We start from the raw sequence: 20,348 nt of genomic DNA on the forward strand, positions 1-20,348 counted from the left end.
TGCCTGTCTGAACATTTCAGACAGGCATTTGCTTGTTGCGTGTTTGGTCTGGTTTAAATATATTCTACCGCTACAATATCGTATTCGCGGGTGCCGCCGGGTGCCTGCACTTCGGCAACATCGCCTTCTTCTTTGCCGATTAAAGCGCGCGCAATAGGAGAGCTTACAGAAATTTTGTTTTCTTTAAGATCCGCCTCGTCTTCGCCTACGATTTGATAGCGGACTTCCTCGCCGCTTTCCACTTCTTCCAGCGTTACGGTTGAACCGAACACGATTTTGCCTTCAGCGTGGATTTCGGCTGGGTTAATAATGTGGGCATGAGAAAGTTTGTATTCCACTTCGGCAATACGTCCCTCAATGAAGCCTTGACGCTCTTTGGCCGCTTCGTATTCTGCGTTTTCCGATAAGTCGCCGTGTGAACGGGCTTCTGCGATGGCTTCTATCACAGCAGGGCGGGCAACGCTTTTCAGGTGCTGCAATTCCTTTTTCAATAACTCTGCGCCGTGTACGGTTAAAGGGGTTTTTTTCATAACAGTTTTTTCTCCGTCAGTTGTCGCAACTTCATATAGTAAAACCCATTGCAATTCACATGCTGTGTACACCGCCGAAGCCGGCAAAAAATTGACTATAAGCTCGGAAAGTGTACGCTATATGCGGTTGCAAAGGGCAGTTTGCGACAATGTGTATTTAATCAATAAAAACGCAAGCCGCACGTTAATCGGCGGCTTGCTAAATATTTGTTTCAGGAAGGCATTGTATCAAATCGGGAGGAAATAGCAATCTCTTAGTCGGAATTTAACATATGCCTGTCTGAAATAGGCAAAAGTTATGGAAACATAACACAAGGTATTGATGGATACTCAGGTTAGGCTTGAGTATGAAGGGAAGTGGTGGGAATTATGGAAATACCTGTCTGAAAGCGTTTATGAGTTATCAGCAGGCTTGGCAGTCTTTGAATTTTGTGGCTGTTTAGGGTATTGATTGTTGTGATTAGCTAATACAATAAAAATAACCGCCTTAAAGCGGTTTTTTTGTGGTGCCCAGGGTCGGACTCGAACCGACACACCTTTCGGCGGGGGATTTTGAGTCCCCTGCGTCTACCAATTTCGCCACCTGGGCAGTAGCATTTTCTGATTTTAGATAATCAAATTGTTATCTTGTGGTGCCCGGGGTCGGACTCGAACCGACACACCTTTCGGCGGGGGATTTTGAGTCCCCTGCGTCTACCAATTTCGCCACCCGGGCCAGCGAAGACGGTATTATAGCAGTTAAACGTAACTTGTAAACTGTTTATCAGGGGTTGGTGTAGGGCTAGATAGTAATGCTTTGATTTATTAATATTATTAATTAAATTAAAGAATATTGTGAAAGTGAGATAATGGTAAATTTGCGCTGTTATAATTCTGTTAAAACCGGTTGTAAAGGGGGGTTATTTAAGATGAGAATATTAGGTTTTGCCTTATTAACAGCATTTATTTTGCCTGCATGTACTCAGCAAGATGCTCAAACGCAAGTTGTGGAAAACATTCAACAGAATGTGCCTGCGTTTTACGGAAGTGATATTTCAAAAGAAGGCTTGGGTGGCGACTTTACATTAATGAGAGGGAGCAATCAGCCTTTTGGTTTGCAGGATTTGCGCGGCAAAGTTGTTATTTTGGCTTTTGGTTTTACACATTGCCCGGATGTGTGCCCGACCGGTTTGGCTACTTATGCTGATGTTTTAAAGCAGTTGGGGCAACAAGCTCAGGATGTGGCGGTGGTGTTTGTGAGTGTTGATCCGCAAAGAGACACACCGGAACTCACGGATAAATATGTGCGGCTTTTCCATGAAGATTTTATCGGGCTATCTGCTAAATCCGAACAAGATATCGAAGCTGTGAAACAGCTTTATCGTATTCAAGCTGTTAAAGTACCGTTAAAGGAAGGTGACTACACAGTTGATCATACAGCCGGCACTTATCTTTTAAACCGTAATGGTCAGGCAATAGTGTTTGAACCTTATGGGAAAACCGCTACGGAAATCGCCGATGATGTGAAAATCTTGCTAAAATGAATATATTATTTATGTTTGTTTTTTCAGACAGGCATTCGCTATTCTTATGAAAGACATTATGCAAGATAATAGTTTAACCATAGCCTTATCTAAAGGCCGTATTTTTGAAGAAACGCTTCCGCTTTTGGCCGCAGCAGGTATTATCCCGGCGGAAGCACCGGAAAAATCCAGAAAACTGATTATTGAAACCAACCATTCTGAGATCCGTTTAGTTATTGTCAGGGCGAGTGATGTGCCGACTTACGTGCAATATGGCGCGGCCGATTTCGGTATTGCCGGTAAAGATGTGCTGATAGAGCATGGTGGTGAAGGGCTTTATCAGCCTTTAGATTTGCAAATTGCCAAATGCCGCATGATGGTTGCAGTACCTAAAGGTTTCGATTACGCAGCAGCATCAAAGCCGGGCTGCCGTTTGCGTGTGGCAACCAAATATCCTGATATTGCTGCCGAGCACTTTGCAGCAAAAGGTGTGCATGTAGACATTATCAAATTGTACGGTTCAATGGAGCTCGCACCTTTGGTAGGTTTGAGCGATGCGATTGTTGACTTGGTTTCTACCGGCGGTACGTTGAAAGCAAATAACTTGGAAGCAGTAGAGCATATTGTAGATATTTCCAGCCGCTTGGTTGTGAATAAAGCTGCTTTAAAAACAAAATATGCGCTAATCGAACCAATAATTGAAGCTTTTGCAGGTGTGGTGGCAAACGGAAAATAAGTTGGTTTTGAAAGAATAAAAAAAATCATTAACTTAGAAATAAGGAGATCGGGATGAGCTATCTTGTGGTTGATTTAAGCAAATTGTCGCTGAAACAATGTAAAGCTCGGATAAAAGAGCAAGATGGAAAGACTTTTCTGTTTGCCAAGAGCAAGAAGAAGCTGAAAAAAGCCAAGAAGTTTGCTGAAAAGCATAAAGGCGTTGAGGTGGTGCGTTTGCCGGAGGAAAAAGTTTCGCAAGTCATTGCGAAGCATATTCAAAACTTATTGTGGAATAATCCTCGAGCTAAAATTATCGTGTTATCTCCTCGGAAGAAGCTGAAAAAACGCTGTAAAGAATTGCGAGAGGTTTATCCTAAAGCATATATTCGTGTGTTTAAAGAATGTGGCGAATTTAAATTAAAAGATAAAAAGCAGAAGAATAAAAAAGACAAAGAGGACAAGAGAGACAAAGAGGACAAGAGAGACAAAGAGGACAAGAGAGACAAAGAGAGTAAGAAAGACAAAAAAGATAAATATAAAAAGTTACTGCGATTTGATGAAGATGCGGTAAAAGAATCAGTAAAAATACCGCGGGTTTCGGTGGAGACTGAAGCAGAAAAGGTTTTACAAGCAGTAAAACATGTTTGGGATGATATATCGCTTGATGACGCGGAGCATGCAGCATCACCGCAATTACACGATGCTGAGCTAGCCATTAAGAAAAACCAGCCGAAAAAGAAAAATGATTTACTTCATTATTTAGTGCAAAGTGTCAGTGTGAGCGAAGCAGAGGCAGCTAACTTGATTGAACAGTTAAAAAATGCCGATAGGATAACCATTGATGTTACAGAAAGTGTGAAATATTTGTAACGGCTTATTGTTTTCAGACAGGCTTAGGCCTGTCTGAAAACAATAAATTCATTATTAATTAAATCATTTGAATAGATTTTGAATAGATTATGAAGTTTCTCAACACACAATCTCCTGATTTCCAAACCGAGTTGAAAACGCTACTCGCTTTTGAAACCGCGCAAGATCCGAAAATCGACCAAATTGTTGCTGATATTTGTGCTGACGTACAGAAGCGTGGCGATGCAGCGGTGGTGGAATACACCAATAAATTCGACGGAATGTCTGCTCAAAGCATGGCGGATTTGACGTTAAGCCAAGATGCCTTAAAAGCCGCTTTCGAACGCCTGCCTGAAAACGTTCAGACGGCCTTGAAAACCGCTGCCGCCCGTGTGGAAAGCTACCATAAACACCAGAAAATGGAATCTTGGAGCTACACCGACGAAAACGGCACCTTGCTCGGTCAGCAGATTACCCCGCTCGACCGCGTGGGCATTTATGTGCCAGGTGGTAAAGCGGCTTATCCCAGCTCGGTGATTATGAACGCCATGCCTGCGCATGTGGCCGGTGTGCCGGAAATCATTATGGTGGTGCCTACACCCAAAGGCGAGCGCAACGATATTGTGTTGGCGGCGGCATTTGTGGCCGGCGTAACCAAAGTGTTTACCATCGGCGGTGCGCAGGCGGTGGCGGCGCTGGCTTACGGCACCGAAACCGTGCCGCAGGTCGATAAAATCACCGGCCCCGGCAATGCGTTTGTAGCCGCCGCCAAACGTCGCGTGTTCGGCGTGGTGGGCATCGATATGGTGGCGGGGCCGTCTGAAATTCTGGTGATTGCCGACGGTACAACGCCTGCCGATTGGGTGGCAATGGATTTGTTCAGCCAAGCGGAGCACGACGAAATCGCCCAAGCGATTCTGATCGCCACCTCGAAACAATATCTGGACGAGGTTCAGACGGTCATGGATAAGCTGATCGAAGACATGCCGCGACGAGCGATTATCGAAGCATCACTTGGCAATCGAGGGGCAATGATTTTGACGAAAGATTTGAATGAAGCCTGCGAAGTCGCCAATTATATTGCGCCGGAACACTTGGAATTGTCGGTGGAAAGCCCGCAGGAATGGGCGAAAAAAATCCGCCATGCCGGTGCGATTTTCATGGGCAAATACACCAGCGAGAGCTTGGGTGATTATTGCGCCGGCCCTAACCACGTGCTGCCCACCAGCCGCACGGCGCGCTTTTCTTCGCCGTTAGGCACTTACGACTTCCAAAAACGCAGTAGCCTGATTCAGGTTTCCGAGCAAGGCGCGCAGAAGCTTGGGAAAATCGCAAGTGTGTTGGCTCATGGTGAAATGCTCACAGCGCATGCAAGAGCTGCAGAATTTCGTTTAAAAGATTAAAGTAACATTGCCGGGCTATGGCTTTGCGAATTAATATTTTATGCAAACTGGCTGGCTATAGTATGGGCAATACGGCCAGGTGGACTAATGCGGTAGCAGTTAAATTAAGTTCACTTAATATATCGTGTGTTTTTGTTTTAACCGAGCTTCGTAAAGTTTTCAGACAGGCATTTCTACAATGCCTGTCTGAAAACATATTGATAACTGGTTTGTTTCAGTATTTTTCTCTGATAACCTTTTTCTCCGGATCGGCATCGTCAATTTTTTCTTGGGCTTCTTTGTGGTCTCCCGAATCGGCTTGCGGCTCTTCCTGAACGGCTTCGGCGGCGGGATGGTATTGGAAGCTGCCGTAAACAGGAAAATGGTCTGAGCCTATGTCGGATAACACCTTGATTTCCCGCATCATAAAATCGCTACTGTGAAAAATATGATCCAGAGGCCAGCGCATCAAGGGCCATTGGGCATGGAAGGTGCTGTATAGGCCGCGGCCGACGCGGGGGTCTAGAAGGCCGCTGGTTTTTTGGAAGAGGCGTGAGGTGGCAGACCAGGCAACGTCGTTCAAATCGCCGAATACCAACACGGGTTTGTCGTTTTGTGTGATTTCTTGGCCGACCAGCAGCAATTCTGCATCTCGGTTGGTGGACGTGGCGCTTTCGGTGGGCGTGGGCGGCATGGGGTGCAGGCAGTATAGGTGGATCCATTCGCCGGAAGGGAGTTGGGCTTCTGTAAAAATAGAGGGAATGTCTTCTTGAACCCAATGGCGCACTTCGACATTTTTCAGCGGCAAGCGGCTGTATAGGTGCATGCCGTAGAGGTTATCGAGCGGGATTTTAACGGTGTAGGAATAGCTTTCTTCCAGTTGCGCCAGCTGCTGCTCCCACCATAAATCGGTTTCTAATGTCAACACGACGTCCGGCTGCCATTTTTCGACCAGAGCCAGCAATTTATCGGCGCGGCGGTTAGGCGTGAGCACGTTGCTGGTAAGCAGGGAGATGCTGCGCTGGTCGCTCTCGCCGCGGTAGCGTTTGACCTGTTTGCGGCTTAAAGGTGTGTAGGCTGAGATTTCCCAAATTTGATAAGCCATGCACAGCAGGTTGAGCATTTCCATAGTGCGCAGCAGCCAATGATCGGAATCTTGCAGTACCCAGCCTAAAAAAATGCAGACCAAGCTGACAAACGCAATTTGCAGGCGCGGAAAGTCGAATACACGCACAGTCCAATGGTTGAAAGGCAAAAGCGGCAATAAAGTGGCGATAATGGGAAAGCACAGTAAGGCAAACAACGACCAGTCGGTTAAACTCATAAACTTAATAGGCAGTGGATTCTGAATGAAAGCATCATCTTAATGATTTTTTGAGCTGGGTCAAATATTTCTGAACATGCCTGTCTGAAAGTTTCAGACAGGCATGTTATTTTGCGGTGTCTTGGTCGAGAGACTTGAGCCATTCGAGTTTTTCGCCGATTTTAATTTCCAAACCCCGCGGTACGGGCCGGTAAAAATCGGGTTCCGCCAATCCCTCGGGCATATAAGTTTCGCCGGCGGCATAGGCGTGCGGCTCGTCGTGGGCGTAGCGGTATTCGCGGCCGTATCCCATTTCCTTCATCAATTTTGTGGGCGCGTTGCGCAAGTGGACGGGCACTTCATGGCTGGCGTTTTGTTTCACAAATTGGCGCATTTGGTTGTAGGCGTTGTAGCCTGCGTTGGATTTTGCCGCAGCCGCGAGATAGAGCACGGCTTGAGCCAGCGCCAGCTCGCCTTCGGGCGAACCCAAGCGTTCGTAGGTGAGCGCGGCTTCATTGGCTATCTGCATGGCGCGCGGGTCGGCCAAACCGATGTCTTCCCAGGCCATGCGGATAATGCGGCGCGACAGGTAGCGCGGGTCGGCGCCGCCATCGAGCATACGGCAAAACCAATACAGCGCGGCATTGGGGTGCGAACCGCGCACGGATTTATGCAATGCGGAAATCTGATTGTAAAAACTTTCGCCGCCTTTATCGAAACGGCGGATTTGCGCGCCCAAACTGTTGGCTAAAAAATCGGGCGTCAGAACGGTGATGTTTTGAGTTTGTGCCGCGCGCAAGAGTTGTTCGAGCAGGTTAAGCAGGCGGCGGGCGTCGCCGTCGGCCGTTTGGATGAGCAGCCGGGCCGCTTCCTGCTCCAAGCCCATGCTGCGGTATTCGGGCAGCGCCATTACTTTATCAATCAGTTTTTGCAAATCCTCTGCGCTCAAAGATTCGAGCACATAGACCTGTGCCCGGCTCAAAAGGGCGGGATTCACTTCAAACGAAGGGTTTTCGGTAGTGGCGCCGATAAAGGTTAACAGGCCGCTTTCCACATGCGGCAAAAAGGCGTCTTGCTGGGCTTTGTTGAAACGGTGGACTTCATCAACAAACAAAATCGTAGCTTGGCCTTGCTGCAAGGCAATTTCTGCTTTTTCAATGGCTTCGCGGATATCTTTTACACCCGAAAACACAGCGGATACGGGTAGAAACAAAGCGTTGAAACTTTGCGCCAAAATGCGCGCCAACGTGGTTTTTCCCACGCCGGGCGGCCCCCAGAGCAGCATCGAATGCGGCTTGCCGCCCTCTACCGCCACTCTCAACGGCTTGCCTTCGCCTATTAAATGCTGCTGGCCGATTACATCTTCCAAAGAATTGGGGCGGAGGCGTTCGGCCAAAGGCGCTTCGGGCTGGCGGGCAAACAAATCAGACATAACGGCTTCTTTCTTTTTTCAGACAGGCATTACCATTATATAACCTCACTATGCAACTTGCGGTACAATATGCGCCGACATTCCTTAACCATTTCCCATCGCCGAGGAGAAACCATGAAAAAAATATTAGCAATTGCGTCAACGGTATTTTTTTTGAGCGCCTGCGCTGCCGACGGCAGCCTGCTGGGCGGTAATGCAGACACAGACAGCGCTGCCGGAGTGAGCAATGCCCTGCTTAACACTTGGCTGGATAATCAATGCCGCGTGGAATTGAATAACCGCAACGAATGGCGCATAGTGGCTTTGGCGATGACCGCGGAAAAACAGCGTGAATGGGAAAACAAAATCTGCGGCTGCGTTACCCAAGAAGCGCCGAACCAGCTTACCGCCACGGATCTGCTGCAATTGGGCACGCAATCAGGCCGCACCCAAGTTATCGCCGGCGTAACGGCCAAAACCGTTACCGCCTGCACCAAACGTTTGTTTAGCAAATAAACCAAAGCACAAAACCCACAACGGAATCCGGAAACAGAATCATGAAATACATCAGCACCCGCGGCAATACCGCAAACAAACAGTTCAGCGAAGTTTTATTGATGGGCCTCGCGCCCGACGGCGGCCTGATGCTGCCCGAAAGCTACCCGCAAATCAGCGCCGAAACTTTGCAGCAATGGCGCAGCTTGAGCTATCCTGAGCTGGCCTTTCAAATCATGAGCCTGTTTGCCACCGATATTCTGGCGGAAGATTTAAAGAGCATTATCAATAAAACCTACACCGCAGAAACATTCGGTAACCCCGAAATCACCCCTGTCCGCACCCTTAAAGACGGCATCAAAATCCAAGCCTTGTCCAACGGCCCGACGCTGGCGTTTAAAGACATGGCCATGCAGTTTTTGGGTAATGCGTTTGAATATGTGCTGGCCAAAGAAGGCAAAAAGCTGAATATCATCGGCGCCACCAGCGGCGATACCGGCTCGGCCGCCGAATATGCTTTGCGCGGCAAGCAGGGCGTAAATGTGTTTATGATGTCGCCCGAAGGCAAAATGAGCGCATTCCAGCGCGCACAGATGTTTAGCCTGCAAGACGAAAATATCCACAACATCGCTGTGAAAGGTATGTTTGACGATTGCCAAGATATTGTGAAAGCGCTGCAAAACGATGCTAAGTTTAAAGAGACCTACAATATCGGCACGGTCAATTCCATCAACTGGGGCCGTGTGTTGGCGCAAATCGTTTACTATTTTGCAGGCTATTTCAAAGCCACCCGGTCGAACGCGGAAAAAGTGAGCTTTTGCGTGCCTTCGGGCAACTTCGGCAATGTGTGCGCCGGCCATATCGCCCGTCAAATGGGTTTGCCGATCCACCGCCTGATTGTGGCCACCAATGAAAACAATGTGCTCGACCAGTTTTTCAAAACCGGAGAATACCTGCCGCGCAGCGCCGAACACACTTATGTAACCAGTAGCCCTTCAATGGATATTTCCAAAGCCTCCAATTTTGAGCGCTTTGTGTTTGACTTAATGGATAGGGATGCTTCAGAAATTGAAACTTTGTGGGCGGAAGTGGGCAAAGGCAAAGGCTTCGATCTGCATTTTATGCTCGATAAAATCCGCAACCAATACGGTTTTGTTTCCGGCAAGAGCCTGCATGCAGACCGGTTGGCGGTGATTAAAAGCGTGTATGAAACCGACGGCGAGCTGCTCGACCCGCACACGGCAGACGGCGTGAAAGTAGCGCGCGAGCTGCGCGAAGCGGGCGAAACCATCGTGTGTTTGGAAACCGCGTTGGCAGCCAAGTTTGCCGACACCATTAAAGAAGCGGTCGGCAATGCGGTTATCCCGCGTCCGGCCGGTTTGAACGGCTTGGAAGATTTGCCTCAGCGCGTGCAGGTGGTGCCGAATAATCCCGATGTGGTGAAAATGATTATCCGGGAAACTTTGGAAAAAGCGTAAACGCCACCGTTTGGACTCGAATGAAGAATGCCTGTCTGAAAAATTTGGCTCCGCAGAAATCGGCATAGCGGGTTTTCAGACAGGCATTAGCTCGTGTTGCAAGCTGGGCGGTATTTGGGGCCAAAATCCGTATTTGCCGGGGCAAAATTTCCCGCAAGATATTCAATCTTGCTACGCTTTTGCCTTATACCTGTAAATTTTTTCTCAAAAAACCGCTACGCAAGCTATAGTCAATCAACACATTTTTAATACAAGGCAGCAAGCCGCAGACAGTACGGGTAGTACGGCAAGGCGCAGCAACGCCGTAGTAAAAGTTAAGTTGATTGACTATAACGGACAACACGGCCTGAATTTACAACAAGGAGAATCCTTTTATGCCGGAAAGGAATATCGCTTTTCGGGAACATTTGGCCCACACGGGCACGGTCATCCAATACAACCGACTGCTGTGCACACACATTGCCATACATGAAGCGATGATTGTGCAGGTGCATTACGGTAAGAAGATTTTACGCTGGGCGGGCAAAGAGCAAATTGTGCGGGCGGGAGAAGCGGTGGCTTTGGCCAGATGGCAGTCTTTCGATGTGTTAAACGAGCCGGATGCGCAAGCCGGCTATTATCAGGCCGAGTGGATCGCTTTGGAGCAAAGAATGATTGAGCAGTTTACCGAGCAATACGGCCAAGCCGAGGCCGCGAACGATGTGTATCTGTTGCCGAAAAACGCAGATTTTTCCGCATCATTCCGACAAGCGGCTCATGCGGTTTCAGACAGGCATGTGCCGGACATGGTGGTGCAAACCCGTTTACAGGAATTATTGGCGTGGTTAAAACATTACGGCACCGGCTTTCTGCCTTACCAGCGTATCGGGCCGGTACAGAAAATAACCCAAATCATCGCAGCCGACATTGGGCGCGAATGGTCGGCACAGGAAATAGCGGTGCGATTGAATGTGAGCGAAGCCACATTGCGGCGCAAGCTTGCAGAAGAGCAGACTTCGTTCCGCCGTTTGCTTACCGATATTCGGATGACACATGCTTTGACCCTGCTTCAGGTAACAGAACAGCCCGTTTCGCAAATTGCTTATGCGATGGGTTATGAAAGTCCTTCGCGGTTTACGGCACGCTTTAGGGAGCGTTTTGGTTTTGCACCTTCGGCCATCCGAAAGCAGCAGGAAAAAGGCGGCTGAAAAGCCGCCTGTGGATTGATTCAGCGTTGGTGTTCGACGGTAATCGCCGCCTTGCCCAAAGCATTGGCTTTGGTGAAGAAGCCGACCAAAGCCGGCGATGCGTCGGCTGTTACATTGGGTAAGCGGTCGACCTTTAAAGCAGTTAGTGTGATTTCATAACGGTGTTTCCGTCCTTCGGGCGGGCATGCGCCGCCATATCCGCCGGCGCCGAAATCGGTACGGGTTTGCAAGGCGCCTTCCGGTAAGTTTTTGCCGTCTGCCGTGATACCCGCGGGCAGTTTGCTGATATTCGCCGGGATATTGGCTACCACCCAATGCATCCAGCCCAAGCCTGTGGGTGCATCCTTGTCATAAACGGTTAACACGAAGCTTTTGGTGCCTTTGGGCGGATTTTTCCAGGAAAGTGCGGGCGAAAGGTTTTGGCCTGAGCAGCCGAAGCCGTAATCTTTACTTAAAACCTGTTGTGAAGAAAAACGACCGTTTTGCAGGTTGTCTGCGCTTAATGTGAACGGGCCGCCGGCCCATGCGGCGGAAGAACAAGCAATCATCAGAACAAGCGGCAAGGTTTGTTTCATGGTTTTCTCCTTTGCGATATATTGAAAAATCAGTATAAAAAGGAAATACCTTGAAAGATGTGCCGTTACGCTCAATCTCTGTGCCGTTTTGAAACGGCTGCAGATATAAACAATGCCTGTCTGAAAACCAGCAGCATGGGTTTTCAGACAGGCATTGTTTGGTTAAGCCGGAATTATTTGCCTAAAGCGCTTAATACTTCGGTTTTTACGGTTTCAACGGGCTGGGTGCCGTCAACTTTGATGTATTTGGGCGCGTGTTCGCCGGTGAGCCGGCTGTAGAAGCCTACCAACACTTCGGTTTGCTCGTGGTAAACATCCAAGCGTTTTTTCACCACTTCTTCTTTGTCGTCGTCGCGTTGAATCAGGTCTTCACCGGTTACATCATCTTTGCCTTCGGCTTTGGGCGGGTTGTGTTTGATGTGGTAGGTACGGCCTGAAGGCAGGTGTACGCGGCGGCCGCTCATGCGCTCTACAATCACGCCGTCGGGCACGTCGATTTCAACCACGGCATCCAAATCCACACCGGCTTCTACCATGGCTTCGGCTTGCGCCAATGTGCGCGGGAAACCGTCGAACAAAAAGCCGTTTTTGCAATCGTCTTGGGCGATGCGCTCTTTTACCATGCCGATGATGATGTCGTCGCGCACAAGCCCACCTTCGTCAATGATTTTTTTGGCTTCCAAACCAAGCGGTGTGCCGGCTTTGATGGCGGCGCGCAGCATGTCTCCGGTGGAGATTTGCGGAATGCCGAATGCGGCGGTAATGAACTGGGCTTGGGTGCCTTTGCCTGCGCCGGGAGCGCCGAGTAGTAATACTTTCATGGGGGTTCCTTTGTGGATGTTGAATTAATGTGGTGCTTGTTAGTATGGCTGTGAAACCCAATGATCGGGCTTTTTAGCTTGCATCATCAGGTTTAGGGTTATCAGGGGTTAGTTTGCTGCGAACACGGCGCGCACACGATCCAAATCTTCTTGCGTATCAACGCCTGCGGCGGGTGCTTCTTTTGCAATGCCTACGGCAATCTGGTGCCCGTGCCACAATACTCGGAGCTGCTCCAGCGATTCGATATGCTCAATCGGCGAATCGGCCATTTGGGCGTAGCTTTGCAAGAAGCCTGAGCGGTAGGCGTAGATGCCGATATGGCGCAGCGGTGCGGCTTTCGGCAAGGCGGTTGAGCCTTCGCGCATACTGTCGCGCGGATAGGGAATCGGGGCACGGCTGAAATAAAGCGCGTTGTGGTTTTTATCAAGCACGACTTTCACGACGTTCGGATTCATGAATTCTTCAAAGTTATGGATTTCGTGCGCGGCGGTCGCCATTTGTGCGTTGTTTTCCAACAGAATTTCCGCAGTGCGGTTAATCAGGTCCGGCGCTATCAGAGGCTCGTCGCCCTGCACGTTTACGACGATGGTGTCGTGGGGCAGGCCGAGTTTTTCTGCAGCTTCCGCCAAGCGGTTGGTGCCGCTTTCGTGACTGGCGGACGTCATCACGGTTTCTATGCCGTGCGCTTGGCAGGCGGCTTGAATGTCGGGATGGTCTGTGGCAACGATAATGCGCCCCGCTGCGCTTTTGCGCGCTTGTTCGGCCACGCGCACGACCATGGGTTTGCCGTGAATGTCGGCCAACGCTTTATTGGGTAGGCGGGAAGAGGCTAAACGGGCGGGGATGATAACGACAAACTGAGTCATGCGTGCAGCTCTTCTTCGGTTAGGGGACGGGCTTCGTTTTCCAGCATGTAGGGGATGCCGTCTTTAATCGGATAGGCCAACTTGCTTTGACGGCACCACAATTCCTGCAAGTCGGCTTTGTATTCCAAAGGCGCTTTGCTGACGGGGCAGACTAGGATGTCGAGGAATTTTTTTTCCATTGAGATTGCTTTCTTAATTACAAACGTTTTTGCCGCAGACGATTTGACTGATGTCGCGTTTTAGTTTCGGGCCGTATTTTTGATCGAATTTGTTAAAATCACGTTCGAAAACGGCGGGGATGGTGGTCATCACGGCTTCCATATATTGGGATGTTTTGGCGTTGATGGATTGGCCGATGGGTGTGCTGTAAAAGGAGATCAGGGTGTCGACTTCTTCTTGGGTGTAGATGGTGCGGATGCTTTGGACGGTCAGGCGGCGGATTTCGGCACGCGTTTTTTTGTTGTCCAGATCTTTAGTCATCTTTTGGATATATTGGTCGACTTTGGCTTTTACGGCATCTTGTTTTTCCGCCGGCACTTGCTCAAGGGCTTGTTTCAATACAAGGGTTTGGGAGGCGATTGCAGGTATGCTTTTGAACGAATCATCCATCAGCTTATCGAATTGCTGCACTTCCAATAAGCGTTCCAGCGAGGCATCGCTTGGGGTGACGGCATAAGTGAAGTTGGCGGCAAATAAAAAAGTGGTTAAGGCTAATGCTTTTTTCATGGTTATAACTCTCTCTCTCCGGATGGTTGTAATTGTAAATGCTGGATCACAAATGATGCCAGGTCGGGTTCGATTATCGCACAAACAGGTAAAACCCACACATTTTCCAAATGCCTGTCTGAAAGTTTTACGGCATCTTTTTCGGTAATCACAATTATATCTGCTTTTGGAAATTCAAACTGCGAAATATCCGCATGGTCGGGCAGGGCTAGGGTTTGGCTGAGTTTCAGGCCCATGCCGGTAAGGGTGTTGAAAAAACGCTCGGGTTTGGCGATGCCTGCGGCGGCGATGATCTTGGCGTTTGCCGTGTCGCCGGGGTTTAGCTTTTGCTGCGGATTGCCGAGGCGATAAATCGGCTGTGTTTCCAGGCGGCTGAAAAACAAAGGATGGTTTTCAGACAGGCATGGTACACGGGTGTGAGCGCTGCCGCCGCTGATTAATACGGCATCGGCCGAAGCGAGGCGGGACAAAGGTTCGCGCAGATTGCCGTTGGGTAGCAGATCCAAATCACGGCGGTCGGCATCGGCAGCGGGAAACACGATGATTTCCATGTCGCGCGCCAGGACATAGTGCTGCAAGCCGTCGTCGGCCACGATTAAATCGAGATTCGGATAAGCTGCCAATAAAGCTTTTCCGGCTTCGACGCGCTTGGCGGCTACGGCGGTGGGCGCGCCGGTTTGGCGGTAGAGCAGCAGTGGCTCGTCGCCTGCATCTTGGGCGGTACTGTCGGGAGTTAACACATGCACTGCGTTGTTTTGCCTGCCGTAGCCGCGGCTGATAATGCCTGTCTGAAAACCACGCTGTTGTAACTCGGTTACCAAAGCGGCAACCACGGGTGTTTTGCCGGCGCCCCCCACGTGGATATTGCCCACAATTATCAGCGGCACGGCCAATTTTTCGCTGGCGGTTTTGCCGGAAAGGTAGCGCTGCCGCCTGCGCGCCGCTATCAGGCCGAACAGACGCGACAAAGGGCTGAGCAGGAAGCTGAGCCACGGTTTGGGGCGTTGCCAGTGGTGTTCGATAATCTGATGCAGTTTCGGCATAACGGTTCGCGTTTAACAAGATGGTGGCAAATTTTAAACGCGGGTTGGGGCAATGGCAATGTTATGTGCGGCTTGCCGGTGAGAATGCCTGTCTGAAAACATTCAGACAGGGCGTGCGCTGGAACGATGGGGCTGATTCGCTATATAATTGCGCGTTTTATAAACCCTTTATTTAGGAAATCTGCGCCATGTGGTTCAAACAAATCAGTTTTTATCCCCTTAATCAAGACAAGCTGCCCGAATTGGAAACGCTTTCGGCCAAGCTTGAAGAAGCAGAATTTGCACCCTGCACGGGATTGGACTGGTTTAGCGAAGGCTTTGCCGCGCCGGTTTCGTTTTCGCCGGAAGCCGTGTTCCCTGCTGATTACACTTGGCGCGTGGCTTTAAAAAAAGAAGAGAAAGTTTTGCCCGCCGGTGTGATTCGCGATATTTTGGACGAAAAAGTAGCCGAAATTCAAAACAATGAAGCACGCAATGTGGGCCGAAAAGAAAAACAGGAATTAAAAGAACAGATTACCGATGATTTGCTGCCGCGCGCATTTACCCGTTCGAGCCGCACACAGGCAATTTTTGATACCAAACACGGCTATCTGTTGGTTAATAATGCTTCTGCCGCCAAAGCCGAAGGCATGTTAACCAAACTGCGCGAGGCGCTGGGCGGTTTGGAAGCTAGTTTGCCGAACACCAAACAATCGCCCTCCAGCCTGATGACGGAATGGCTCTTGCGCGGGGCCTGCGAAGGTGGCTTTGAATTGGACAGTGATTGTGAATTGAAAGGCACGGGCGATGTGGCGCCTACGGTAAAGGTTTCGAAACAGGATTTGACCGCGGATGAAGTGGTGCAGCATGTGAAAAACGGTAAAACCGTTACCCAGCTCGGCTTGGTGTGGCGTGAGCAAATCGCCTTTATCCTCACGCAGGATTTCGCGCTCAAGCGGATTCAATATCTGGATGTGATGCAGGAAGAAGCGGAAAGCCACGGCGATGATGCCGCAAGCCTTACTTTTGCTTCGCAGATTTTGATGACGGAAGCCGTCAGCACGATGTTGGATGAGCTGGTGGGCTATTTGGGAGGCTGGCAGGAATAGCGATGTTATTTGACAGATAAAGGAAAACCTATGAGTATTAAATCCGATAAGTGGATACGCCGCATGAGCGAGCAACACGGTATGATTGAGCCGTTTGAGCCGAATCAGGTTAAAGAAGTCAACGGCCAGAAAATCATCTCTTACGGCACATCAAGCTATGGTTACGATATCCGGTGCGCCAATGAATTCAAGATTTTCACCAATATCAACAGCACGATTGTCGACCCGAAAAATTTCGATCCGAAAAACTTCGTAACCGTGGAAGACGATTGCTGCATCATCCCGCCGAATTCCTTCGCATTGGCACGCACGGTGGAATATTTCCGCATTCCACGCAATGTGTTAACCGTTTGCTTGGGCAAATCCACTTACGCGCGCTGCGGTATCATTGTGAACGTTACGCCGTTTGAACCGGAATGGGAAGGTTATGTAACGCTCGAGTTTTCCAACACCACGCCGCTACCTGCCAAAATTTACGCGGGCGAAGGCGTGGCGCAAGTGCTGTTTTTTGAGAGCGACGAAGTGTGCGAAACATCCTATAAAGACCGTAAAGGCAAATATATGGGGCAAACGGGTGTAACTTTGCCGAAAATATGATTGATGTAGTAACTGACTGTAATCAACTCACTTACATAACAACACCGTCATACTTGGGCTTGACCCGAGTATGACGGGTGTACTGTTTTTAGTCGATTCACCATAACTTATCTTCCAGCCAAACAAATGCCTGTCTGAAAAATGGTTTTCAGACAGGCATTTGTATACTTGCTCTACGTCAATATCAATAAGCCAAAGTCGTGGCGGCGTTTTGCAGTCCTTCATTGAGCGACTGAATCATGGCAGAGTAGCCGTCGCCTTGCTGCGGGGTTTCTATATTGAAGTTGCGGCCTTTGCCATTGGGCCATACGGTGTAGCCTTTCACCACAGTGTGGCCTTCGTATGAGCCGTTAAATGCTTCGACGTAGATTTTCAAGGTTTGGTTGCTGTTGGTACGGTGTGAGGGTATGTAGCGGTTTTGAGGGTTTTGCCGGTTTAATTTGTTGGCAAAACTGGCGGCGAGCGCTTGGTCGAGCGGGGCAGCCCACAGGTTGTTGCGGGCAAAATTGAGGTTGAGTGCATCGGTTTGATAAACGAGGCCGCCGTTGTTTAACGGCTCGGCCAGAATAACTTGCACGGCGATTTCATTGCCGCTGCCTAAGGGCAGCTCGAACTGGCTGTCGGGCAGGGTGTAGTATTGGGTGGCCACAGGCGTGCTGCATGCGCCCAGCATGAGTGTGGTAAGTGCGGCGGCGAGCAGTTTGTTCATTTAGCGGCTTCCTTTCGGGATGGGATCTTTTGCATTTTGATTGAAAATCAGTGAATTTGGTTTTTCTTTCAAGGTGTTGAGTACAGGCTGGGCCTCACGCATGGTTTTATCCAAGCTGCGCAGAGTGTTTTGCACATCTTGGTAAACAGGCGATTGAGGCGATACGCCTTGTAAGGTTTGGCGCAATTCGCTCAGGGTTTTGTTCAATTCTGCTGGAATCTGCTGAGTTTGCGGCTTACCGAGAAGCTTGTTGGCGGAATTGAGGGTAGCCTTCAATTCTTTCAGACTGGCATTGAGTTCGCCCACGGTATTTTCCAGCGGCAGTTTGTTGAATTTATCAAGCAACTTGCCGATTTGTGCTTGCAAGTCGTCCAAACCGCCTCCGCCTTGTGTAGCGATAACGATATTGCCGTTGTAGTCGGCAAACGGTTTGAGCTTGGTGTCTGCAGGTGCGTCGGTCAGCTCAATCATTTTGCTGCCCAGAATCAGATTGTTGCTGGAAAGTGTGGCATTAAGGCCTTTATTAAGCGCTTGCTGGAGCTGGTTTTGCCAATGGGCTTTGCTTTGCGGTTCTGCATTGGTTTCGATGCGCGAGGGATCAATGCGCAGGCGCACGGGGATCCAGCCGTTTTGAAACAGGCGGGTGCTGTCGTTGTGCGCAAAATAGGGTACGTCGGTTACGCTACCGATATTAATGCCTTTGTATTCGACCGGTGAACCTGCGCTCAGGCCGCGTACGGAACTTTTGAAAAAGGCTACGTAATATATCGCGCGTTCGTCGGGCAGGTTTTCGATTTGAGCCAGATCGTTGTAAAGCTCAAATGTGTCTTCATTAGATGCGGGTTTGTTTTGGCCTTTCGGAGTTCGGAAGGCGATAGCACCGGATAGAAGGGTGTAGATGGGCGCACTGTCGATTTTAATGCCGCTGCCGGTGGTTTGAATGTTGACACCGCTTTCCAGCCAGAATTGACTGCCTGCGTTAATCAATTTGTCGTTGGGGCTGTGCACGAAAATAGTGTAGTTAACGGTTTGGGTGTTTGGGTCGAATTTAGCGGTTTCAATTTGGCCGACGTTGAATCCTTCATACAGAATCGGGCTGCCCACACTCAACATTTTGCTGTTGTCGCCAATTAGGTGCAGCCGCAGGCCGTTTTGGCCGATAGCGGTAATCGGCGGGATATCGGATACTTTGAATACGTTTTCGCTTTTTTCAGACGAGCCCGGAGTGAATGCGATATAAGAGCCGGATACCAAAGTGTTCAAGCCGGAAATGCCGCTTTGGTCGATACGCGGTTTTACCACCCAAAATTGTGTGTCTTCGCGCATCATGTCTTTTGCATCGAGATTGAGGCGCGCAGTGATTTCAACACCTTTCCGGTCGTCCCGCAGGCGGATGCGGGTAACGCGGCCCACATCTACACTGAGCACTTTAATCACGGTGTTGTTGACTTCGATACCGTCGGCGCTGTCCATCAACAGCGTGATTTCAGGACCGGTTTTGCGGATGTTTTGAATTAAAAGCCACGAGCCGGTAAGCAGCGCAAGCAGCGGTACGATCCACACGAAAGAGGAAAAGGTGGTGTTTTTTTTCACTCGGGCCGGGATAGGCTTGGGAGATTGTTCATTCATGGGCATGTTTTAATTTTGATAAATCGGTTTGACTTTGATGGTGTTTGTCCCACAGTAGGCGGGAATCGAAAAAGTGTGCGGAAAGCATGGTCAAAAGTACGACCAGGCAGAAATAAATTGCAGCCGGGCCGGGCAGAACGCGTGCCATCGGTGTATGGAACGCGCTCATCAGAATAATAATCACAAAAATATCAATCATCGACCAACGGCCGATAGATTCCGTGATGCGGTAGGTTAACGACATCTTATTGATGGAAGCCGGTAAGCCGAAGTGTGCCGACAGTATTAACACAGACATGCTGAGGATTTTCAATATCGGCACGGCAATACTGGCGCTGAAAATAATTACGGCAATCAGCCGGTCACCGTCATCCCACATATAAATGATTCCGCTCATGATGGTGCTGATTTCCAAAGCGGTCGGGTTGGAAGAAATCATGATCGGAAATGTATTGGCCGGAATATATAAAATCATGGCGGCCAGCAGGAAAGCGCTTGAAATTTTCAGGCTTTGGGGACGGCGTGTGAAAAGTATGGTTCCGCATACGCCGCATTCATGCTCACTTTCAGGGCGGAAATAAAGGCAGCGGCTGCAACAAATTTGATGGAGATCGTTTTGTTCAATCGGCGAGCGGCCAATCAGAAGGTGAATCTGGTAATACACCCAATGCTGAGGCACCGACACGGACGTGCGTATCAGTAAAACGGCCAATACCAGCATCAGCCAAAAGGAAGGGCCGAATGTAACGAGCGCCACGCTTTGAAGTTTGATATAAGCGACCAAAGTGGAAATAAAAAACACATCTACCATAATCCACTCGCGTAAGCGAACCATTGTGCGTGTGGCGTAGAGCAGAGCGGGTACATGGGTTTGCAGATGCAGCGCGGTAAAAACGTAAGTGCAGAGCACCAAAAACAACAAGGGCGTACCGAAAGTTAAAATAAACATCACTTCGGCGAGCACGCCGAAATCCTGCAAAATCAAAGTTTTTACCATTGAGGGGAAAGAGAGTTCTGAATACACGCCTACACCGGGCATTTCCACGGTAATAAACATCTGTGTGTATACAATCGTCATGATAATCAACGAGCCGATTGCAAAACAGAGCGGGGCGAGAAAAGGGCTCGCTTCCACGCGCGCCAGCCGGTAGCCGCAACGCGGACAACAGCATTCCTGACCCTGCGACAAGCGTGGCACATCAACCCGCTGCCCGCATTCGGGGCAGTCTAGCGTGTGTTCGGGCAGCGTGGCGTATTGTTTGAAACCTTTAAGCCGCCATAAACGCTGGTAAGTTTCGATTTTTCGGTATCGGAACATGTGGGCTGGGTCGGAAAAAATGAATGTGTATTATAACTTAAATTAGTATGGTGGGTTTTCGCAAACGGTATCTTTAAATTTGGTAAATGCCTGTCTGAAAATTTTTTCAGACAGGCATTTC

The 20,348-nt window shown here is 49.4% G+C and carries 22 protein-coding genes and 2 tRNA genes; 10 read left to right on the plus strand and 14 right to left on the minus strand.

The features are described 5' to 3' along the window. Nucleotides 1-53: 53 nt before the first annotated feature. The 3 genes from greA to HMPREF9370_RS06085 form a co-directional block, all read right to left on the minus strand. On the minus strand, nucleotides 54-530 hold the full coding sequence (gene greA, locus HMPREF9370_RS06075; protein WP_040666981.1) for a transcription elongation factor GreA: 477 nt from the start codon (nucleotides 528-530) through the stop codon (nucleotides 54-56). A gap of 504 nt (nucleotides 531-1,034) precedes the next feature. Further along, nucleotides 1,035-1,119, minus strand: a tRNA-Leu gene (locus HMPREF9370_RS06080). Between the two features lie 41 nt (nucleotides 1,120-1,160). After that, nucleotides 1,161-1,245 (minus strand) — tRNA-Leu (locus HMPREF9370_RS06085). Between the two features lie 193 nt (nucleotides 1,246-1,438). Here HMPREF9370_RS06085 and HMPREF9370_RS06090 point away from each other — a divergent pair. The 4 genes from HMPREF9370_RS06090 (at nucleotide 1,439) to hisD (ending at nucleotide 5,001) form a co-directional block, all read left to right on the plus strand. Next, the gene (locus HMPREF9370_RS06090) at nucleotides 1,439-2,053 is read left to right on the plus strand and encodes an SCO family protein (RefSeq protein ID WP_009116510.1); all 615 of its coding nucleotides are present in this window, start codon (nucleotides 1,439-1,441) and stop codon (nucleotides 2,051-2,053) included. A 58-nt stretch (nucleotides 2,054-2,111) separates the two neighbouring features. After that, entirely contained in the window at nucleotides 2,112-2,768 is a 657-nt protein-coding gene (gene hisG / locus HMPREF9370_RS06095; protein WP_040667513.1) for an ATP phosphoribosyltransferase, read from the plus strand. Nucleotides 2,769-2,821: 53 nt separating this feature from the next. Next, a complete protein-coding gene (locus tag HMPREF9370_RS06100; protein WP_009116512.1) occupies nucleotides 2,822-3,619 on the plus strand; it encodes a hypothetical protein in 798 nt (265 codons plus the stop codon). Nucleotides 3,620-3,708: 89 nt separating this feature from the next. Next, on the plus strand, nucleotides 3,709-5,001 hold the full coding sequence (gene hisD, locus HMPREF9370_RS06105) for a histidinol dehydrogenase (protein ID WP_009116513.1): 1,293 nt from the start codon (nucleotides 3,709-3,711) through the stop codon (nucleotides 4,999-5,001). A 214-nt stretch (nucleotides 5,002-5,215) separates the two neighbouring features. Here the strand turns inward: hisD and HMPREF9370_RS06110 are convergent, their stop codons facing one another. Together HMPREF9370_RS06110 and HMPREF9370_RS06115 are read right to left on the minus strand one after the other, a co-directional pair. After that, a complete protein-coding gene (locus tag HMPREF9370_RS06110; protein ID WP_009116515.1) occupies nucleotides 5,216-6,304 on the minus strand; it encodes an endonuclease/exonuclease/phosphatase family protein in 1,089 nt (362 codons plus the stop codon). A 106-nt stretch (nucleotides 6,305-6,410) separates the two neighbouring features. Continuing rightward, nucleotides 6,411-7,715, minus strand: a complete 1,305-nt coding sequence (locus HMPREF9370_RS06115) for a replication-associated recombination protein A (protein ID WP_009116516.1) — start codon at nucleotides 7,713-7,715, stop codon at nucleotides 6,411-6,413. Between the two features lie 114 nt (nucleotides 7,716-7,829). On the opposite strand from HMPREF9370_RS06115, the gene HMPREF9370_RS06120 reads away from it, so the two are divergent. The 4 genes from HMPREF9370_RS06120 to HMPREF9370_RS06135 all read left to right on the plus strand — a co-directional run bounded on the left by HMPREF9370_RS06120 (nucleotide 7,830) and on the right by HMPREF9370_RS06135 (nucleotide 10,854). Beyond that, entirely contained in the window at nucleotides 7,830-8,210 is a 381-nt protein-coding gene (locus HMPREF9370_RS06120) for a hypothetical protein (protein WP_009116517.1), read from the plus strand. Nucleotides 8,211-8,251: 41 nt separating this feature from the next. Then, complete coding sequence (gene thrC / locus HMPREF9370_RS06125; protein WP_009116518.1) at nucleotides 8,252-9,667, plus strand: threonine synthase; 1,416 nt, start codon at nucleotides 8,252-8,254, stop codon at nucleotides 9,665-9,667. Nucleotides 9,668-9,677: 10 nt separating this feature from the next. Next, the gene (locus HMPREF9370_RS06130) at nucleotides 9,678-9,863 is read left to right on the plus strand and encodes a hypothetical protein (protein WP_009116519.1); all 186 of its coding nucleotides are present in this window, start codon (nucleotides 9,678-9,680) and stop codon (nucleotides 9,861-9,863) included. A 178-nt stretch (nucleotides 9,864-10,041) separates the two neighbouring features. Next, nucleotides 10,042-10,854, plus strand: coding sequence for an AraC family transcriptional regulator (locus tag HMPREF9370_RS06135; RefSeq protein ID WP_009116520.1), 813 nt, complete (start codon nucleotides 10,042-10,044; stop codon nucleotides 10,852-10,854). Nucleotides 10,855-10,874: 20 nt separating this feature from the next. On the opposite strand, the gene HMPREF9370_RS06140 is transcribed toward HMPREF9370_RS06135, so the two are convergent. The 6 genes from HMPREF9370_RS06140 to lpxK form a co-directional block, all read right to left on the minus strand. Further along, complete coding sequence (locus tag HMPREF9370_RS06140) at nucleotides 10,875-11,429, minus strand: YbhB/YbcL family Raf kinase inhibitor-like protein (protein ID WP_040666982.1); 555 nt, start codon at nucleotides 11,427-11,429, stop codon at nucleotides 10,875-10,877. A gap of 173 nt (nucleotides 11,430-11,602) precedes the next feature. Beyond that, nucleotides 11,603-12,250, minus strand: a complete 648-nt coding sequence (adk, locus tag HMPREF9370_RS06145; RefSeq protein ID WP_009116522.1) for an adenylate kinase — start codon at nucleotides 12,248-12,250, stop codon at nucleotides 11,603-11,605. A gap of 108 nt (nucleotides 12,251-12,358) precedes the next feature. Continuing rightward, nucleotides 12,359-13,117, minus strand: coding sequence for a 3-deoxy-manno-octulosonate cytidylyltransferase (gene kdsB, locus HMPREF9370_RS06150; protein ID WP_009116523.1), 759 nt, complete (start codon nucleotides 13,115-13,117; stop codon nucleotides 12,359-12,361). Next, entirely contained in the window at nucleotides 13,114-13,296 is a 183-nt protein-coding gene (locus HMPREF9370_RS06155) for a Trm112 family protein (protein ID WP_009116524.1), read from the minus strand. Before HMPREF9370_RS06155 ends, kdsB begins: the two co-directional genes overlap by 4 nt. Before the next feature lie 13 nt (nucleotides 13,297-13,309). Further along, nucleotides 13,310-13,843 (minus strand): DUF2059 domain-containing protein, encoded by a 534-nt coding sequence (locus HMPREF9370_RS06160; RefSeq protein WP_009116525.1) that lies wholly within the window; start codon nucleotides 13,841-13,843, stop codon nucleotides 13,310-13,312. A 2-nt stretch (nucleotides 13,844-13,845) separates the two neighbouring features. Further along, a complete protein-coding gene (gene lpxK, locus HMPREF9370_RS06165) occupies nucleotides 13,846-14,886 on the minus strand; it encodes a tetraacyldisaccharide 4'-kinase (RefSeq protein ID WP_009116526.1) in 1,041 nt (346 codons plus the stop codon). 188 nt (nucleotides 14,887-15,074) lie between these two features. Here lpxK and HMPREF9370_RS06170 point away from each other — a divergent pair, with 188 nt between their 5' ends. Both HMPREF9370_RS06170 and dcd read left to right on the plus strand, forming a co-directional pair. Then, on the plus strand, nucleotides 15,075-15,974 hold the full coding sequence (locus HMPREF9370_RS06170; protein ID WP_009116528.1) for a recombination-associated protein RdgC: 900 nt from the start codon (nucleotides 15,075-15,077) through the stop codon (nucleotides 15,972-15,974). 30 nt (nucleotides 15,975-16,004) lie between these two features. Next, the gene (gene dcd, locus HMPREF9370_RS06175) at nucleotides 16,005-16,571 is read left to right on the plus strand and encodes a dCTP deaminase (protein WP_009116529.1); all 567 of its coding nucleotides are present in this window, start codon (nucleotides 16,005-16,007) and stop codon (nucleotides 16,569-16,571) included. 184 nt (nucleotides 16,572-16,755) lie between these two features. Here the strand turns inward: dcd and HMPREF9370_RS06180 are convergent, their stop codons facing one another. The 3 genes from HMPREF9370_RS06180 to HMPREF9370_RS06190 are packed head-to-tail and all read right to left on the minus strand — an operon-like array spanning nucleotide 16,756 to nucleotide 20,227. Further along, complete coding sequence (locus tag HMPREF9370_RS06180; protein WP_009116530.1) at nucleotides 16,756-17,280, minus strand: PqiC family protein; 525 nt, start codon at nucleotides 17,278-17,280, stop codon at nucleotides 16,756-16,758. Beyond that, on the minus strand, nucleotides 17,281-18,909 hold the full coding sequence (gene pqiB / locus HMPREF9370_RS06185; RefSeq protein ID WP_009116531.1) for an intermembrane transport protein PqiB: 1,629 nt from the start codon (nucleotides 18,907-18,909) through the stop codon (nucleotides 17,281-17,283). Next, nucleotides 18,902-20,227: a paraquat-inducible protein A gene (locus HMPREF9370_RS06190; protein ID WP_009116532.1), complete on the minus strand. Its 1,326-nt coding sequence runs from the start codon at nucleotides 20,225-20,227 to the stop codon at nucleotides 18,902-18,904. Before HMPREF9370_RS06190 ends, pqiB begins: the two co-directional genes overlap by 8 nt. Nucleotides 20,228-20,348: the final 121 nt, after the last annotated feature.

The organism is Neisseria wadsworthii 9715, assembly GCF_000227765.1.
In the GTDB taxonomy this organism is placed as follows: Bacteria; Pseudomonadota; Gammaproteobacteria; order Burkholderiales; family Neisseriaceae; genus Neisseria; species Neisseria wadsworthii.

Excerpts from the sequence above, each read along its gene's own strand:
- hisD (WP_009116513.1), top strand. The coding sequence starts at position 3,709 with ATGAAGTTTCTCAACACACAATCTCCTGATTTCCAAACCGAGTTGAAA.
- HMPREF9370_RS06100 (WP_009116512.1), top strand. The coding sequence starts at position 2,822 with ATGAGCTATCTTGTGGTTGATTTAAGCAAATTGTCGCTGAAACAATGT.
- adk (WP_009116522.1), bottom strand. The coding sequence starts at position 12,250 with ATGAAAGTATTACTACTCGGCGCTCCCGGCGCAGGCAAAGGCACCCAA.
- HMPREF9370_RS06190 (WP_009116532.1), bottom strand. The coding sequence starts at position 20,227 with ATGTTCCGATACCGAAAAATCGAAACTTACCAGCGTTTATGGCGGCTT.
- pqiB (WP_009116531.1), bottom strand. The coding sequence starts at position 18,909 with ATGAATGAACAATCTCCCAAGCCTATCCCGGCCCGAGTGAAAAAAAAC.
- HMPREF9370_RS06135 (WP_009116520.1), top strand. The coding sequence starts at position 10,042 with ATGCCGGAAAGGAATATCGCTTTTCGGGAACATTTGGCCCACACGGGC.
- lpxK (WP_009116526.1), bottom strand. The coding sequence starts at position 14,886 with ATGCCGAAACTGCATCAGATTATCGAACACCACTGGCAACGCCCCAAA.
- HMPREF9370_RS06090 (WP_009116510.1), top strand. The coding sequence starts at position 1,439 with ATGAGAATATTAGGTTTTGCCTTATTAACAGCATTTATTTTGCCTGCA.
- HMPREF9370_RS06115 (WP_009116516.1), bottom strand. The coding sequence starts at position 7,715 with ATGTCTGATTTGTTTGCCCGCCAGCCCGAAGCGCCTTTGGCCGAACGC.
- hisG (WP_040667513.1), top strand. The coding sequence starts at position 2,112 with ATGCAAGATAATAGTTTAACCATAGCCTTATCTAAAGGCCGTATTTTT.
- greA (WP_040666981.1), bottom strand. The coding sequence starts at position 530 with ATGAAAAAAACCCCTTTAACCGTACACGGCGCAGAGTTATTGAAAAAG.
- thrC (WP_009116518.1), top strand. The coding sequence starts at position 8,252 with ATGAAATACATCAGCACCCGCGGCAATACCGCAAACAAACAGTTCAGC.
- kdsB (WP_009116523.1), bottom strand. The coding sequence starts at position 13,117 with ATGACTCAGTTTGTCGTTATCATCCCCGCCCGTTTAGCCTCTTCCCGC.
- dcd (WP_009116529.1), top strand. The coding sequence starts at position 16,005 with ATGAGTATTAAATCCGATAAGTGGATACGCCGCATGAGCGAGCAACAC.
- HMPREF9370_RS06110 (WP_009116515.1), bottom strand. The coding sequence starts at position 6,304 with ATGAGTTTAACCGACTGGTCGTTGTTTGCCTTACTGTGCTTTCCCATT.
- HMPREF9370_RS06180 (WP_009116530.1), bottom strand. The coding sequence starts at position 17,280 with ATGAACAAACTGCTCGCCGCCGCACTTACCACACTCATGCTGGGCGCA.
- HMPREF9370_RS06155 (WP_009116524.1), bottom strand. The coding sequence starts at position 13,296 with ATGGAAAAAAAATTCCTCGACATCCTAGTCTGCCCCGTCAGCAAAGCG.
- HMPREF9370_RS06170 (WP_009116528.1), top strand. The coding sequence starts at position 15,075 with ATGTGGTTCAAACAAATCAGTTTTTATCCCCTTAATCAAGACAAGCTG.
- HMPREF9370_RS06160 (WP_009116525.1), bottom strand. The coding sequence starts at position 13,843 with ATGAAAAAAGCATTAGCCTTAACCACTTTTTTATTTGCCGCCAACTTC.
- HMPREF9370_RS06140 (WP_040666982.1), bottom strand. The coding sequence starts at position 11,429 with ATGAAACAAACCTTGCCGCTTGTTCTGATGATTGCTTGTTCTTCCGCC.
- HMPREF9370_RS06120 (WP_009116517.1), top strand. The coding sequence starts at position 7,830 with ATGAAAAAAATATTAGCAATTGCGTCAACGGTATTTTTTTTGAGCGCC.